Genomic DNA, 15,644 nt, shown 5'->3' on the forward strand with positions numbered 1-15,644 from the left:
CCACGTAATCGCAGCATCAATAAAAAAGCGCCCCGAGTATTTCACTCGGGGCGCTTTTTTTGCGACGTTACGGCAAAAATCGGGCGGAACCGATTTGCCGTAACCCGACCGTGGGCTTACGCCTTGACGGTGTCGGCAACTTCCTTGAAGTCGGCGATCTGATCGAAGTTCATGTACTGATAGATCTTGTCGCTGTTGGCGGTGAGCACGCCCATGTCGGCCATGTACTCTTCCTTGCTCGGAATCTTGCCCAGACGCGAGCAGATGGCGGCCAGTTCCGCCGAGCCCAGATACACGTTCGTGTTCTTGCCCAGACGGTTCGGGAAGTTACGGGTCGACGTCGACATGACCGTAGCACCTTCGCGCACTTGTGCCTGGTTACCCATGCACAGCGAGCAGCCCGGCATTTCGGTGCGGGCACCGGCCGTACCGAACACGCCGTAGTGGCCTTCTTCGGTCAGTTGCTTCTGGTCCATCTTGGTCGGCGGGGCCACCCACAGCTTGACCGGGATGTCGCGCTTGCCTTCGAGCAACTTCGACGCGGCGCGGAAGTGACCGATGTTGGTCATGCACGAGCCGATAAACACTTCGTCGATCTTGGCGCCAGCAACGTCGGACAGCGTCTTCACGTCATCCGGGTCGTTCGGGCAAGCCACGATCGGCTCATGGATGTCGGCCAGATCGATCTCGATCACGGCGGCGTATTCCGCATCGGCATCCGGCGACAGCAGTTGCGGGTCGGCCAGCCATTGCTCCATGCCTGCGATACGGCGTTGCAGGCTGCGCGGGTCTTGGTAACCCTCGGCGATCATCCACTTCAGCAGCGTGATATTGCTGTTGATGTACTCGATGATCGGGTCCTTGTTCAGGTGCACCGTGCAACCGGCAGCCGAGCGCTCGGCCGACGCGTCCGACAGTTCGAACGCTTGCTCGACCTTCAGATCGGGCAGGCCTTCGATTTCGAGAATGCGGCCCGAGAAGATGTTCTTCTTGCCTTGCTTGGCGACCGTCAGCATGCCTTGCTTGATGGCGTACAGCGGAATGGCGTTGACCAGATCGCGCAGCGTCACGCCCGGCTGCATCTTGCCCTTGAAGCGGACCAGCACCGATTCCGGCATGTCCAGCGGCATCGTGCCGGTAGCTGCCGCGAAGGCGACCAGGCCCGAACCTGCCGGGAAGCTGATGCCGATCGGGAAGCGCGTGTGCGAGTCACCGCCCGTGCCGACGGTGTCGGGCAGCAGCATGCGGTTGAGCCACGAGTGGATCACGCCGTCGCCCGGACGCAGCGAGATACCGCCACGGTTGCTGATGAAGTTCGGCAGCGTGTGGTGCGTCTTCACGTCGACCGGCTTCGGATAAGCGGCGGTGTGGCAGAACGACTGCATGACGAGGTCGGCCGAGAAGCCCAGGCAGGCCAGATCCTTCAGTTCGTCGCGCGTCATCGGGCCCGTGGTGTCTTGCGAGCCGACCGAGGTCATCTTCGGTTCGCAGTACGTACCCGGGCGCACGCCTTGACCTTCCGGCAGACCGCAAGCACGGCCCACCATCTTCTGTGCCAGCGAGAAGCCGCGGCCGCTGTTGACCGGCTGCTGCGGCAGGCGGAATAGCGTCGACGGGGCCAGGCCCAGCGCTTCACGTGCCTTGGCGGTCAGGCCACGGCCGATGATCAGGGGAATACGGCCACCGGCGCGCACTTCGTCGAACAGCACGTCGGACTTGACCTGGAATTCGGCGATCACTTCGCCGTTCTTCAGCGCCTTGCCGTCGTACGGGCGCAGTTCGACCACGTCGCCCATTTCCATTTGCGACACGTCGAGTTCGATCGGCAGGGCGCCGGCGTCTTCCATCGTGTTGTAGAAGATCGGGGCGATCTTGCTGCCCAGACACACGCCGCCGAAACGCTTGTTCGGCACGAACGGGATGTCTTCGCCCGTGAACCACAGCACCGAGTTGGTGGCCGACTTACGCGACGAACCCGTACCGACCACATCGCCCACGTAGGCGACCAGATGGCCCTTTTCCTTCAGCGATTCGATGAACTTGATCGGGCCGCGCTTGCCGTCTTCTTCCGGGGTGATGCCGGGGCGAGCGTTCTTGAGCATCGCGAGGGCGTGCATCGGGATATCCGGGCGCGTGGTGGCATCCGGGGCCGGCGACAGATCGTCGGTGTTGGTTTCGCCGGTGACCTTGAACACGGTGATCGTCAGGCTTTCCGGCACTTCCGGACGGCTCGTGAACCATTCGGCGTCGGCCCAGCTTTGCAGCACGGCGCGGGCGTTGGCGTTGCCCTTGTCGGCGAGTTCCTTGACGTCATGGAACTGATCGAACATCAGCAGGGTTTTCTTGAGCGCATCGGCGGCGACGGTGCCCACTTCGGCGTCGGCGAGCAATTCGATGAGCGGGGCGATGTTATAGCCGCCGAGCATCGTGCCGAGCAGTTCGGTGGCACGAGCGCGCGAGATCAGCGAGCAGGCGGTCTGGCCCTTGGCCACGGCGGCTAGGAAACCGGCCTTCACGCGGGCGGCTTCGTCCACGCCGGCGGGCACACGGTGCGTGATCAGGTCGACCAGCGTCTGTTCTTCGCCTGCGGGCGGGTTCGTCAGCAGTTCCACCAGTTCGGCGGTCTGTTGCGCCGACAGCGGCAGGGGGGGAATACCGAGTGCGGCGCGTTCGGCCACGTGAGCACGAAAGTTTTCAAGCATTTGGGGACCTGCTGGTATTGAGTTTCGGGGGGAGACCTTGCGAGCCTCCAAGGGTGTTCCGGGCAGTACTTTGTCCGCGATTTTAGTCCCCACGACTCATAAGGTCAAATGTCTTATGTCTTATATAAGAGTTGATGCGAGCTAAAAAACAACGCGAGCCCGCGAGGTGGCGGGCCAGGCGCTGGTTCAGAGGGTTTTCAGCGGGCTGCGCCGACTCAGTTGGGGTAGGGGCCGCAGGAGATGGTCATTTTCGGATTGTTGATGTTGACCTCCTGCAATCCGTTTGGCCCTTTGCAGGCGCCGAACTTCACCTCGACGACTTCTTTACCTGCCAGCGCATCGACCGGCCACGCCTGACCCGGGCCGAGAGTATTCATCGAGTCGAAGCCGCGTGCGCAACTGCTGGTGTTGCCGTTGATCATGGCGCACCACGCGATTTCGACGGTGTATCCGCAGTCGTTGACCATCTCCATGCCATAACCGAAGTTGCCCTGATTGCCTCGTCGCGTGTGAATGCAACTGATGGCATCGTTTTCGGGATGGTTGCGGATGGCGGGCGGCGTCGTGGCCACGGGCACAGCAACGGGGGCGACGACGGGTCTGGGCGCCGGGGCCGGCGCTGGCCGTGCGGCGGCAAGCGCCAGATTGCTTGCCGCCGGGAGCGCGGGCGCCGCGACTCGCGCAGGGGCGGCGGGGCGCATGGCTGCGCCTTGGGTGACACCCTGCGCCAATGCGCCCAACACGGTCGATAAGACGGACGGGCCATTGTCGGGTGCCACATTGGCACTGGTATCGGGTGGCGGGGCGACGGCGGGCGCGGGCCGTGGCGGGGTGTAAGAGGGGATGAATCGGCGGGTGCCGTCGGCAGCGGTCAACACACCGCCGTTCGAATCGATGCCGCCTCGCAGGAAGTTGCCCGAGTAGTTGCTGCCGTTAGCGTGATAGATTGTCCCGTGCCCGGAATACGCCCCATCAACGAGGCCTCCCTCGTAGCGATCGCCGTTCGTGAAATACATGATGCCTTGGCCAGTCATCTTGCCTGCGACGAAATCCCCCTCGTAGCGCACCCCGAAGTTGAAGAAGAATTTCCCTTTGCCCGTACGCGCATCGTCGACGAAGACGCCTTCGTAACGGTTGCCGTTCGCCCATCGGTAGGTGCCGGTGCCGGAGCGCTTGCCTTGCGTCAGCACTCCGTCGAACTGCTGGTCGAATACGCCGTTGCGGAACCATACCAACGTGCCGTCGCCGTCGCCGAAGCCGCTTTTGCAGGCGCCGGTCCAGGTGGCCGTCCATGTGATGGCGGGCATGGGAGGGTCGCTAGACCAGAAGCGGCAACCCTTGGCGTCGTTGATCCAGGCGCCGTCGGCCGCTGCGGCCGAATGACAGAGAAGCAGCATTAGCAGGCCAATTGCGGCGCCACAACTACGGGTGACGGTAGATATTTTCATTTGAATGACCTCCCGACGCGTGGTCGTTTCGCCCGCATCGATTCCCTTTGCGGATCGTACTCCCGCACTCCGGCGCATTACATACTCCACATGGAGTACGCCTTTCATGTGAGATTTGCCGTAGGCACTCGGTGCACCGACACGCGGGAATTGACGTTCAGACCCACCTCGAAAGACGTCGACAATGCAACCTGTCATTTTGAATAGTTTTTGCATGCAACGTCTCAATTGAACCACGCGGTTCACGCGACTTTTATTTGACAGCGCTAAACGTCATGAGACGGTTCCGTGAAATGAATTTTTCAGATAGTGAGTACTACCATCTATTTTTATATTCCCCATTAAATGGGAATTTCATATCGAAAGTGATTGACTGAAAAACGATAGTCGGACAGTATTCGGCGGCTCGCGCCCATTGTTGTGGGTGCACACGGGGGAGTCGAAGAATATGAAGGTGGGCGGATTGTTTTTCCGTCTTGCATTTGCATTTGCGATTGCATTTTCGGGGTGTGCGACAGCACAAATCACTGATAAAACAGTGACCTTTGCGGGTGCGGCATATGGTGGTGAAGCCGCTAGTATTGCTAAACGATTTCCTTTTTCGCGTGCTTACGAAAACGGGCTGAAAGCCGCCGGAGATTCGCCCTACAAGCGACTTCTCGCTGCCGTGAATCAACATCCGGCACAAAATTTCAAACTCACGACCGAACCGATCGAGCAACTCAAAGGCCGCGATCAGGCAATTGTGGTCTCGCTCGTCCTGAATTCCGAAACCGTTTCCGTTGAACGCTTCGGTGCCGTGCGCAAGCTCTTCGTGATGCTGCGTGGCCAAGCCCTGTTCTTCGATTTCAAGTCGATGACGGTCTTGCGCTCCTATCCGGTCAGCTTCGGCTATGTCGACAATCTCGATCACGAGCCTACGCAAGCCGAAATTCTCGACCGTGTGCGTCTCGTCTACGACGGCGCCAATGGCAAGCCGGGGTTGTATGGGCGTTTTGCATCGGCGATTGGCGACGCGAAGCTGCCGGATCAGGCCCCGCGCTATTTGCAGGTCGTCCATGTCGACGTGACGCCGGAAGCCGCTGCCATGCTGCCCGACTACCTGAAGACGACATCGACGAGTGTCCAGACTTGGGCGGCCGACATGGTCAGTGAGGCGATTTCCACGCGCGTCGGCGTGCCGGTCATTCCTTACTCGAAGGGCCACGCCATCGGCAACGTCATGTCGATGCAGGTGATGGACGGCACGGTGTACAACCTAACGCTGCCCAAGCCCGATTACGAAATCGACGTCACGCTCAAGAATTTCAAGAAGATCAAGTACAGCGAGAACGCGGTGGGTACGGCGTACATCTACGGCTCTTACGCGGACATCAGCATTCGCGAACCGCTGACTGGCGCGACGTATTTGAATACGTCGCTCAAGAACGGCGAGGTCAAGCCGGTGCCGGCCTCGCAAACGTGGGTGGACGATTTTCCGGCTTACTACGACTCGATCAACGGGTTGTTCGTAAAGCTCGCGGAAACCATCGCAGGTAAAGACGATGCTTGGGTGAAGTCTGCCGCTTCGGCGTCGGACATTACGTCTCAGATTGATAAGACGACAGGGCTGATGAAGCTATGCAAGTAATGAAGAAGCTGTTTCTTTTGCTGGCGGCGATGGTGTTCGCCACAAGCGCACTCGCACAGGTGCAACAGGCGCGCGGCAAGGCGACCGTGACCTATGAGGGCTGGTCGATTTCCCGTGACGACAAGGCGCGCGCGTTGTCCGCGGCGCAACTCAAAGCGGTGGAGTTCTACTACGCCGACGCGGGCGAAGCCGAGTCGGAGAACTTCGACGCGATTCGCCAAAAGATTCTCGCCGACCCGGATCGCTACATTCTCGACTCGACGATCCTGGCCGAGGAAGAGAATTCCGACAAGAAGCAATACACGGTGGCCGTGCGGTTGTCGCTCAACGTGGCGAATCTGCGCAATGCCGTGAAGGCGAACTCGGCCGTGGCCAAGGGCGGTGCGGCTGGGCGCTCGCCGCTGGCGTTCATCTTCGTCTCGCGCGAGGTGTCGACGTCGCGCGAGTACGACGACCGCGTCTATAAGCGTGTCGACGGCAAGGTCGATGTGAAGGCGCAATCGAACTACTCGGAGAAGGGCGTCGAGGGCGAGAGCATCCGTGGTGGACAGATCGGCACCAGCGCGTCGACGAGCGCGCAGATGTCGGGATCGATGCAGCGTTCGGTGTCGGTCGAGACTGGAGGCAGCAAGACCCGTCGCGCGACTGACTCGACGTTCCGCCTGATCCCGAGCGCGAACCTGTCGCAGGTGTTCACGTCGACCTTCGCGAAGGCAGGGTTCAAGGTCAACGAAGCGGCCCTGATCGAGCCGTACACGGGTGGTCAATTCAAGGTTGCCAACGTCGAGAACGATTACCAGACCGGCATGGACCTGAAGCCTGCCACGCTGGCGTCGATGGTCTCCGGCATGCGCGTCGCGCACATGGCCTATATCGCCCTCGGCACGCTGGACGTCGGCCTGGCCGACCGCGATCCGAATTCTGGCTTGATGCGTGTGGCCGTGACGGTCAACGCCAAGCTGCTCGATATCGGGCAAACCATTCCCGACACCATCGCATCGGTGGGGCCTGTGCAGTACGCGGGCACCGGTCCGACAGAAGCCGAAGCGCGCAACAACGCGCTGCGTCTGGCCGCCAACAACGCTGCGCGCGAGTTGACCAGCCAGATCACCAATCTCAATTTGCGTTAATCGCGAAGTTCATCCATTCAACTCGTAGAAAACAACATCATGAAGAAAGTTATCGCGTGTGCAGTTGCGGCGGTTCTGGTCGGTGCTTCGGGCGCCTCGTTTGCCCAACTCGGTGGTCTGGGCAATCTGCTGGGCGGCAAGTCGTCGAGCGAAGGCGCGGCTGACCTGGGCGGTCAGCAAACCACGCTGGTGCGCAACTACGTTGCCGCCAACGTCGATGTGCTCAACGCCAACGCCAAGATGGGTGAAGCGCTGGGCCTGAAGACGCAAGCTGAACAAGCTGCCGCCGTCGCACAGCAACTGTCGTCGGGTTCGACCGATGACAAGGACGCGGCTTCGAAGGCCGTCAATGCGGTGGGCGATACGAGCGGTGCGATTGCCGCCAAGCTCAAGGAAAAGCCGGTGCTGGATGCCGAGAGCAAGAAGACGTTTGCACAAGGTTTGGGTCACCTGGCGCTGGGCATGGTCCACTACACGGGCATGCGCAACGACGTGACGGCCATGGGCAACGGCATGAAGAGCGCATCGCCGATGGCGCTGACGTCGCTGGGCGGCGCCGCCTATGTGGTGTCGAACTTCCCGGGTTCGGTGACGGAAGCGGGCAAGGCACTGAAGAACGCAGTCGACTTCGCCCGTAACAACGGCATCGAAGTGCCGGCCGATGCCACCAAGGCACTGGCAGCGCTGTAAGACACGGCCACCAGGACACTCAGGATGCGTAAATCGCTCACGGGGGCCCTTGTGGCCCTCTTTTTTGTCGCCGGCTGTAGCGAGAAGCCGGCGGAGTCTGTGCAAGCCCCGGCCTCGGCGCCCAGCGCTGCGGCGCCGGTGCCCGATGTCGGCAAGCTCGAGACCGAGAAGACGACGGCCGTCGGTTTCGGCAATACCGCTGGCGAAGCGATGCGCGAAGCCATGAAGCTGGCGCTGCTTCAGGTCAACGGCGCCGTGATGCAGTCGGAGAGTGTGGCAGCCAAGTTCGGGCTCGATGTCAGTCTGGATCAGGATTCCGCATCGTTGCGCGGCAACGCGTTTGCCGAGGTTGTGCAGCAGCGCTCGGGCGGCGTGATCCAGCACTTGCGCGTCGTGAGTCTCGAAGAGCCGGGCGTGCTGACCAAGCACTTCAAGGCGACCATCGAGGCCGATGTCGCCAAGTTCAAACCGTCGGCCGACATGCAGAAGCTCAAGGTCGTGGTCGGTCCCGTCTTGTTCGATCAGCCGACGTTGCCGATGGGCGATATCACCGTGCCGTCGCGCGACGTGGCCGAAGCGCTGCGCCAGCGCGTGAGCGATGCGTTGGTGCAGACAGGCCGCTTTGCCGTGCTTGATCGCGAGATGAGTCCGGAGTTGGAGCGCGAGCTGGACATGATCGCGTCCGGTCAGGCGCCGGGTGCCGAACTCGCCAAACTATCGCAGGCAGCGAGTGCCGATCTCGTCTGGAGTGCGCACGTCAATTCGTTCGCCTACAGCCGCTACGCGCGCCAACTGCGCACCAGCGACCGGCAGCTCGTGAGCTACTCGGGCGGTTGGGCGCTGTCGCAGAAACTGGTGAATGTCGCGACTCGTCAGGTTTCCTCGTCGAGCACGTTGAGTGCCGCAATGCCGACGACGGCACCGACGACGCTCAGTACCGGTGTCGACGGCCGCCGAATTCTCGCAGAGATGACGGATCAGGCCGGGAAAGCGATTGTTAGCGCGATTCTGCAATCGACGTTCCCGATTACGGTTGTGGCGCGCGACGGCACCAACGTGGTGGTGAGTCAGGGTGGGCAAGCGCTGCGTGAGGGCGCGCGCTACGCCGTCGTGACGATGGGCAACGAGTTCAAGGACCCGCAGACGGGGCAGAGTCTCGGACGCTCGGAGAATCCGTGTTGCGAGCTGGTGGTCGAGCGCGTGACGCAGAATCTCTCGTACGGGCATCTGGATAACGTGCGCGGCAGTCTGGATAACCTGCCTGTGGCCGGGTTGCAAGTGCGGGGCGAACTGGCGAGAGGGCCGTCACAGGCTGCTCCGCAGGACGCTGCGGCCACAACCGCGCCCGCGACTAAGGCAGTGAAGAAGACTGCCCAGGCGACGCAAGCGCAAGCACAGCCAGCACCGGCCCAAGACGACAAGTGGTAAAGCGGTAGGTTGTCGTGCGGTTGGAAGAGGGGCCCACATGTTCGCATGTGGGCTTTTTTTTCGAATTGGGCGACCGTTATGTGAGTCGCGAGGATTCGGACGCCAGATCAGGCACCTGCGACCTATACTTTTTAGGCGACTTTGTTCGCAGGAAGGAGGAGAGCGTCATGGCCCGAAAATACATCGATTGCCGGGAATTCCCGAGTGAAACGAACTGCTCGGTCGCCCTGTGTGCCGATTCTGAAGGTGAACTGCTGGAGGCTGCCGTGCAGCATGCGATCACGGTTCACAAGCACACTGATTCGCCGGAGTTGCGATCACAATTGAAGACACTTTTCCACGACGGCACCCCACCCGTCGAAGCACCGCCTCGGGGATAAATCGCGTCCCACAGTCACCCAAGACGACACCCACAGTCGCCCCCCTTTTGGAGCGGGCAAAGCCTTAGAGATTTATCGAGTCTCCCTGCAATTGCCTCAGGCCTGGGCCACACAGCATGAGGTGTCTTATGGCTAAGTTTTCCACCGAAGCCATCGGCGCGCTAAGCGCGTCCATCAGAGGCCGGGTGTTGCTGCCCGGCGATCCCGATTTCGATTCGTCACGACGTCTTTGGAATGCGATGATCGACCGCCATCCGGCCGTGATCGTGCGGTGCGCGGGCGTCGCTGACGTTCGCTGCGCCGTGAATTTCGCACGCGACAACAATCTTGCGCTCGCCGTGCGCGGCGGCGCGCACAACATCGCCGGCACGGCGGCGTGCGACGACGGGCTGATGATCGACTTGTCGCCAATGAAGTCCGTGCGCGTCGATCCGGCAGCGCGTCGAGCCTTTGTCGAACCGGCTGCCACGCTGCGCGATTTCGACCACGAGGCACAGGCGTTCGGCCTCGCGACACCGCTCGGTATCAACTCGACCACTGGCGTGTCGGGTTTGACGCTCGGCGGCGGGTTCGGTTGGTTGACCCGGAAATACGGAATGACGGTCGATAATCTCGTGTCGGCAGATGTCGTGACTGCCGACGGGGAACTGGTGCACACCGCTGCCGATGCGCATGAGGACCTCTTCTGGGCGATTCGCGGCGGCGGTGGCAATTTCGGCGTTGTCACGATGTTCGAGTTTGCGCTGCACCGTGTCGGTCCCGAAGTGTACGGCGGGCTGGTGGTGTTGCCGTTGGCGCAGGCGAAAGATGCGCTCCAACGCTATCGCGTCGCCGCGCGCGATATGCCAGACGAGCTTTCCGTATGGGCCGTGTTACGCCTTGCGCCGCCGTTGCCGTTTCTGCCGGAGGCGGTCCACGGCAAACCGATGGTCGCGTTTGCGAGCTGTTACACGGGTGCCGTTGAAGACGGCCCGGCTGCGCTGGAGGCGGTGCGTCACTTCGGTACCCCGTACGGCGAGCACCTCGGCCCGATGCCGTACGCCATGTGGCAGCAGGCGTTCGATCCGCTGTTGACCCCTGGTGCGCGCAATTACTGGAAGTCGCACAATCTGGCCGACTTGCCGGACGGACTGCTAGACGTATTGATCGACGCGATTGGCAGGCTACCGTCGCCGCAATGCGAAATCTTCTTCGGACAGATTGGAGGGCAAGCCAGCCGTTATTCGGAGGAGGCCACGGCTTATCCGAGCCGGAGTACCCAATATGTCATGAACGTGCACGGGCGCTGGGACGACCCGGGCGACGATGCGCGCTGCATCGCGTGGGCACGGGCGTTCTTCGACGCGGCCACGCCCTTTGCACTGGGGAGTGCTTACGTCAATTTCCTCACCCAGGACGAAGCTGAGCGGGTCGGCGCAGCCTATGGCCCGAACTACGAGCGTCTGGTTGCGGCGAAAACCCGGTATGACCCGCATAACCTGTTCCACCACAACCAGAACATCAAGCCTACTGGCGCGTAGCGCTCGACGTAGTGCACGCTATCGCGAAACAGTGTTCTGCTTCGACTCGCCCAGCGCGAGGTCGAAGCAGAACTGGCGAACCGTCTCGAGCACGGGCGACTGCGTGCGTCCTTCCAATGTGATGAACGCGTACTGCGCGCTGGCCGCCTCTGGCAGATCGAGGCGCACGACCGAGATATCGCCGCTATTCAGCCACGCGCGCGCCGTCGCGATGGCGCCGAAGAAGAGGGCGTCGGTCGCGAGTGCCGTTTCGATGAGCGCGGCCACCGAGTCAGACGACGCGCGAAGCAAACGCGTCGGATGCGCATCGGCTCCGAAACGCTTCACCAGTTCGCGCGTGATCTCGTCGCTGAGCATCGTCCCGACGACGGGGTATTGCACCAGGTCCGCAAACTCGACCTTGCGGCGTTTCGCTAACGGATGACCGCGCCGACACAAGAAACCCGATTGCACACTCCCGAGTAACTGAACGTGCAGGTCCTCCTGCGGCGCGATAGCACGTGAATGCACGAGCAAGGCGTCGAACGTGCGATCGCGTAGCGCGGCGAGCTGCGCTTCCGGGCTGCCCGTCGACAGGTGAATGCCCACGTGCGGATATTCGCGCAGCATGTACGACAGCAACGGCCCAGCGAACATCGCATTTGGCGCTGACCCCAACCCAAGACGAACCGTTCCGCCATCGCCTCGCATCAGCAACTGCGCGGTGTGTTTCAGATCGACCGAGTCCGACACGATCTTGCGCGCGCGCTCGGCCACGAGTACGCCAAATGGCGTGAGTTCGTTTCGCTTCCCAATGCGGTCGATCAACCGTACGCCGAGCTCCTGCTCAAGCATCTGGATGCTTCGGCTCAAGGCGGGCTGCGTGAGATGGAGAGCCTCCGACGCTCTGCTGAAGGAGCCCGTCTCGACCAGCGCCAGAAAGTGCTCAAGGTGATGCAGGTTCATCGCCAATTCCTGTGCAAGGGCTGGATGTGTCGCGTCATTCTCTCAAATTAGCATCAGAAAATGTAATCAAAATTACAAAAATAATGCATTGGACACATGGTTTTTGGGTTTCTAAGATGACTCATCACAAAGCGGCCTGCGAAGCCGATCATTCATCGATGGAGACACCCGTGGTCCAACGCGTACTGGCATTCCTTGAAGCCGAACACGATGCGATTCTGTCGCGTCTGAAGACCTACTTGCGCATCCCCAGCGTGAGCCCCGATCCCGCTTTCGCTGCGCATATGGCGCAGGCGCGGCAATATCTCGCCGCGCGTCTGAACGACATGGGCCTCGCAAACATTCGTGAATTGGATGGCGGCGGCGAGCCCGCCGTTTATGGCGAATGGCTCGGCGCACCCGGCAAGCCGACGGTACTCATCTACGGGCACTACGACGTGCAGCCCGAAGATCCCATCGAACTTTGGAAAAGCCCGCCGTTCGAGCCGACCGAGCGCGACGGTTGCTTGTTCGCGCGCGGGGCGTCCGATGTGAAAGGGCCCACGAGCATCGCGCTGGAAGTCGTCGCCGCATTTCTGGCAGTGGCCGGTGGCTGTCCGGTCAACGTGAAGGTTTTCCTTGAAGGCGAGGAAGAAACGGGAAGCCCGACGCTCGCGGAAATCATTACGCGACATCGCGAACTACTCAGCGTGGACGCCGTGCTATCCGCCGACGGTGGCCGCGCGAGTGCCGTGGTTCCGACCATCAACACCGGTGCGCGCGGTAACGGGCAATTGGAGTTTCGTATTCAGACGGCGGCGAAAGACTTGCACTCTGGCCGCTATGGCGGCTGCGTGCGCAACGCGCTGCACGAGATGGCGAGACTGGTGAGCTCACTTCACGATCGCGATGGTGCCGTTGCCGTCGAGGGCTTTTACGCTGACGCCAAGGCGTTGACGCCGCTTCAACGATCGGACACCGCGGCATTTCCCTTCGATGCCGATGCGTTCATTGCCGATGTGGCTGCCAGCCATCATGGCGAGCCGGGCTTCTCGCTTCGGGAGCAGGTCACGCTGCGTCCCGCGCTCGACGTCAACGGGATGTGGGGTGGCTACCTCGGACAGGGCGGCAAGACGATCATTCCGAATGTCGCGACGGCGAAGCTTACGGTGCGGCTGGTCGAGGGGCAGCAGTCGAAGGACGTCCTTGCGCACATCGTGCAGCACCTGCATCGCCAATGTCCTGAGGGCGTGACGCTCGAAATACTCCATCAGCATAACGGCGCGCCTGCGTCGTCGTTGCCGTCGTGGCATCCGCTGGTGCGGGCCACACAGACGGTGCTGCGCAACGAGACGGGGCGCGAGCCGATTCAGGTGCGCCTCGGCGCGAGTGTGCCGATCACGGCGATTTTCAAAGAGATGCTGGGGATCGAAACGCTCATGTTCGGCTACAACTTGCCCGACGAAGACGTGCATGCGCCGAATGAATTTTTCCACATCCGGTCGATCGGCGAAGGGCTTCGCGGCTGGTCGCTTCTGCTCGACGAACTGGGCCGCTACGAGATCCCGGCCTTCCATGCCGAAATTGCACGATAACGAGAAGAACGTCAGGAGACGCACATGAGAGATGCACTGAAGTTGGAGGCGCACCCGCCGGCGCGCGTCACGCGCACACGGCTGCTGGTCGCGACGACGATCGGCAACGCGATGGAGTTTTTCGATTTCACGGTATTCGGATTCTTTTCGATCGTGATCGGCCATCTGTTCTTTTCACCGCTGAGCGCCGACGGGCAACTGATGTCGGCGGTGGCCACGTTCGGCGTGGGCTTCGTGATGCGGCCGATTGGTGGCATCGTCATCGGCATCTATGCGGATCGGGCTGGACGGCGCGCTGCGATGACGCTCACGCTCTCGCTCATGGCGCTGGGCGTTTGCATGGCAGGGCTGGCACCGACCTACGCCGATATCGGTATTGCTGCGCCGGTCATCATGGTCATGGCCCGTTTGATCCAAGGGTTTTCGGCAGGCGGCGAAGTTGGGCCTGCCACGACCGTGATGCTTGAACATGCACCGAAAGGGGCGCGCGCCTTTTATACGAGTTGGCAGCTAGCGAGCCAAGGCATGGGGATCTGCGCCGGTGCGGCGATGGCGGCGGCGCTCTCGCACTTTCTCTCGCCCGAAGCGTTGTACTCGTGGGGCTGGCGCGTACCGTTCCTGCTGGGCGCGTTGATTCTGCCCGCGGGCATCGTCATTCGTCGTCAGTTGGGAGCGATGGAGCCGCAGTCCTCGGACGGTGAAGCCACGCCCGAGCATTCGCCGCTGGGCGACTTGTTGCGCACGCAGCGGCGCAATCTCTTTGCCGGGATTTTGCTGGTCATGGGCGGCGTCGTGACGGCGTACATGCTGATCTTTTTCTTGCCGACGTACGCCATTCGAGAGTTGAAACTCGACGAGTCGGCGTCGTATGCCTGTGCGATGGCATCGGGCTTGATACTGGCTGTGGTGTCGCCGATTGCGGGGAAGATTGCCGATGCCTACGGCCGCATGAAGCCGATCTTGCTCTCGCGTCTGGTGCTGATCGGGATTTTGTATCCGGCGTACATGTGGCTCAGCAGCGGGCCGAGCGTCTTCCGGCTGTTCGTGATCATCGTCGGACTGAGCTTCGTGTACACCCTTCAGGGCGCGCCGTCCGTCACGCTGATTCCCGAACTGTTTCCCCGCTCGATGCGCGCCACGGCTACCGGGGCGGTGTATAGCTTCGGTGTCGCTATCTTCGGCGGGCTGACGCAACTGGTTGCGGTTTGGCTGATTCACGTCACAGGCGATCGATCGTCGCCAGCGGTGGCCACGACGCTTTGTCTGATTCTCTCGACGTTCTCGCTGCTAATGATTCGGCCCGCGCCCGAGATGGAGGGGAACGGAAAACTTGGGGGCTATGCGGCGTGAATCGTGCGGTGCCCCGCAGTGGCTGGTCAGTTGTTGGGGTTGCGAATCCAGTCGGCGATCAAGTGGACGGTTTGTGGCTCGACGTTGGGGTAGCCGTGCCAATGCTGGGCTTCGCACGGGTCGCCTTTCGGCGGGCCGCCGCCGTCAACAAGGATGAACTTCTTCGCGGGGGCGTTCTTTAGCTCGCCGATGAGGGCTTCCGCCTGACTCGGCACACAGATGGGGCAAGCATCGAACTTGTGATGAAGCACCAGCGTGGGCATGTCGATCTTTTCAATGTCTTGTGCGCCAATCGCGCCAGCTTTGCGATTGGTGACGCTTGAGGTCAACACCAATCCGGCGATATGGGCTTTGCCTAGCGCGATGGCCGCTGCGGTGGCTGAAACCGTGCCGCGACTGGTGCCTACCAGCCAGACCGGTTTGCCGAACGTCTGTGTCGCATAGTCGATCACGTTGCTGATTTCCTTCACGTGCTCGCTGCTGATGCGCTCGGGGAAATCGAGCGTTCGCAGGTCGCTCGCCCGGAACATCACCAGCACGTTGAAGCCCTCGTCGGCAAACAACTGCCGGGAACGCACGAGGAAGTTCATGCTGCCGGGCTGACCGTTACTGAGGCGGCCCGTACCCGAGTCACCGCCGGGCAGCAGGATGACCGTTGCGATGGCGTTGGGCTTCTCCATCGCGTACACCGGAACGTAGGCGTCGGCGCGTCCCGCATCGATGTGGATAAAGCCGTCGGCAGCGCGCGCAAAGACAGGCAGGGCGAGCGCGATGATCCAAAGTATCGCGAGTTTGGCGTTAGGCAGACGCATGGTTGCCCCCTCGAGGGTGTCAATTCGATCGGATG

The 15,644-nt window shown here is 61.6% G+C and carries 12 protein-coding genes; 8 read left to right on the forward strand and 4 right to left on the reverse strand.

Annotated elements, in window-relative coordinates; genetic code table 11:
- Positions 1-116: 116 nt before the first annotated feature.
- Together acnB and ACPWR9_RS07520 are read right to left on the reverse strand one after the other, a co-directional pair.
- Positions 117-2,702 (reverse strand): bifunctional aconitate hydratase 2/2-methylisocitrate dehydratase, encoded by a 2,586-nt coding sequence (gene acnB / locus ACPWR9_RS07515; protein WP_426297616.1) that lies wholly within the window; start codon positions 2,700-2,702, stop codon positions 117-119.
- A 215-nt stretch (positions 2,703-2,917) separates the two neighbouring features.
- Positions 2,918-4,396 carry an MORN repeat-containing protein gene (locus ACPWR9_RS07520; RefSeq protein ID WP_426297615.1) on the reverse strand — a complete coding sequence of 493 codons (1,479 nt, stop codon included), beginning with the start codon at positions 4,394-4,396 and terminating at the stop codon, positions 2,918-2,920.
- A 421-nt stretch (positions 4,397-4,817) separates the two neighbouring features.
- On the opposite strand from ACPWR9_RS07520, the gene ACPWR9_RS07525 reads away from it, so the two are divergent.
- From ACPWR9_RS07525 to ACPWR9_RS07550, 6 genes are all read left to right on the forward strand, one after another.
- Positions 4,818-5,780 carry a hypothetical protein gene (locus ACPWR9_RS07525; RefSeq protein ID WP_426297613.1) on the forward strand — a complete coding sequence of 321 codons (963 nt, stop codon included), beginning with the start codon at positions 4,818-4,820 and terminating at the stop codon, positions 5,778-5,780.
- Positions 5,771-6,910, forward strand: a complete 1,140-nt coding sequence (locus ACPWR9_RS07530; RefSeq protein WP_426297611.1) for a hypothetical protein — start codon at positions 5,771-5,773, stop codon at positions 6,908-6,910. The genes ACPWR9_RS07525 and ACPWR9_RS07530 overlap by 10 nt, the downstream gene beginning before the upstream one ends.
- A 39-nt stretch (positions 6,911-6,949) precedes the next feature.
- On the forward strand, positions 6,950-7,600 hold the full coding sequence (locus ACPWR9_RS07535) for a hypothetical protein (protein ID WP_426297609.1): 651 nt from the start codon (positions 6,950-6,952) through the stop codon (positions 7,598-7,600).
- Positions 7,601-7,624: 24 nt separating this feature from the next.
- Positions 7,625-9,028 (forward strand): CsgG/HfaB family protein, encoded by a 1,404-nt coding sequence (locus ACPWR9_RS07540; protein ID WP_426297607.1) that lies wholly within the window; start codon positions 7,625-7,627, stop codon positions 9,026-9,028.
- Positions 9,029-9,195: 167 nt separating this feature from the next.
- Entirely contained in the window at positions 9,196-9,408 is a 213-nt protein-coding gene (locus ACPWR9_RS07545; RefSeq protein ID WP_150681237.1) for a DUF1059 domain-containing protein, read from the forward strand.
- Between the two features lie 128 nt (positions 9,409-9,536).
- On the forward strand, positions 9,537-10,928 hold the full coding sequence (locus ACPWR9_RS07550) for an FAD-binding oxidoreductase (protein ID WP_426297605.1): 1,392 nt from the start codon (positions 9,537-9,539) through the stop codon (positions 10,926-10,928).
- A gap of 18 nt (positions 10,929-10,946) precedes the next feature.
- Here ACPWR9_RS07550 and ACPWR9_RS07555 read toward each other — a convergent pair whose 3' ends face one another.
- Complete coding sequence (locus ACPWR9_RS07555) at positions 10,947-11,873, reverse strand: LysR family transcriptional regulator (RefSeq protein WP_426297603.1); 927 nt, start codon at positions 11,871-11,873, stop codon at positions 10,947-10,949.
- A 170-nt stretch (positions 11,874-12,043) separates the two neighbouring features.
- On the opposite strand from ACPWR9_RS07555, the gene ACPWR9_RS07560 reads away from it, so the two are divergent.
- Both ACPWR9_RS07560 and ACPWR9_RS07565 read left to right on the forward strand, forming a co-directional pair.
- On the forward strand, positions 12,044-13,447 hold the full coding sequence (locus ACPWR9_RS07560) for a dipeptidase (protein ID WP_426297601.1): 1,404 nt from the start codon (positions 12,044-12,046) through the stop codon (positions 13,445-13,447).
- Between the two features lie 24 nt (positions 13,448-13,471).
- Positions 13,472-14,797, forward strand: a complete 1,326-nt coding sequence (locus ACPWR9_RS07565; RefSeq protein WP_426297599.1) for an MFS transporter — start codon at positions 13,472-13,474, stop codon at positions 14,795-14,797.
- 26 nt (positions 14,798-14,823) lie between these two features.
- On the opposite strand, the gene ACPWR9_RS07570 is transcribed toward ACPWR9_RS07565, so the two are convergent.
- A complete protein-coding gene (locus ACPWR9_RS07570; RefSeq protein WP_426297597.1) occupies positions 14,824-15,609 on the reverse strand; it encodes an alpha/beta hydrolase in 786 nt (261 codons plus the stop codon).
- Positions 15,610-15,644: the final 35 nt, after the last annotated feature.

The organism is Pandoraea pneumonica, assembly GCF_049918595.1.
Classification (GTDB): Bacteria; Pseudomonadota; Gammaproteobacteria; order Burkholderiales; family Burkholderiaceae; genus Pandoraea; species Pandoraea pneumonica_A.

Coding starts and splice junctions, on each gene's coding strand:
- ACPWR9_RS07535 (WP_426297609.1), top strand. CDS start 6,950: ATGAAGAAAGTTATCGCGTGTGCAGTTGCGGCGGTTCTGGTCGGTGCT.
- ACPWR9_RS07565 (WP_426297599.1), top strand. CDS start 13,472: ATGAGAGATGCACTGAAGTTGGAGGCGCACCCGCCGGCGCGCGTCACG.
- ACPWR9_RS07570 (WP_426297597.1), bottom strand. CDS start 15,609: ATGCGTCTGCCTAACGCCAAACTCGCGATACTTTGGATCATCGCGCTC.
- ACPWR9_RS07555 (WP_426297603.1), bottom strand. CDS start 11,873: ATGAACCTGCATCACCTTGAGCACTTTCTGGCGCTGGTCGAGACGGGC.
- ACPWR9_RS07550 (WP_426297605.1), top strand. CDS start 9,537: ATGGCTAAGTTTTCCACCGAAGCCATCGGCGCGCTAAGCGCGTCCATC.
- ACPWR9_RS07530 (WP_426297611.1), top strand. CDS start 5,771: ATGCAAGTAATGAAGAAGCTGTTTCTTTTGCTGGCGGCGATGGTGTTC.
- ACPWR9_RS07545 (WP_150681237.1), top strand. CDS start 9,196: ATGGCCCGAAAATACATCGATTGCCGGGAATTCCCGAGTGAAACGAAC.
- ACPWR9_RS07540 (WP_426297607.1), top strand. CDS start 7,625: ATGCGTAAATCGCTCACGGGGGCCCTTGTGGCCCTCTTTTTTGTCGCC.
- acnB (WP_426297616.1), bottom strand. CDS start 2,702: ATGCTTGAAAACTTTCGTGCTCACGTGGCCGAACGCGCCGCACTCGGT.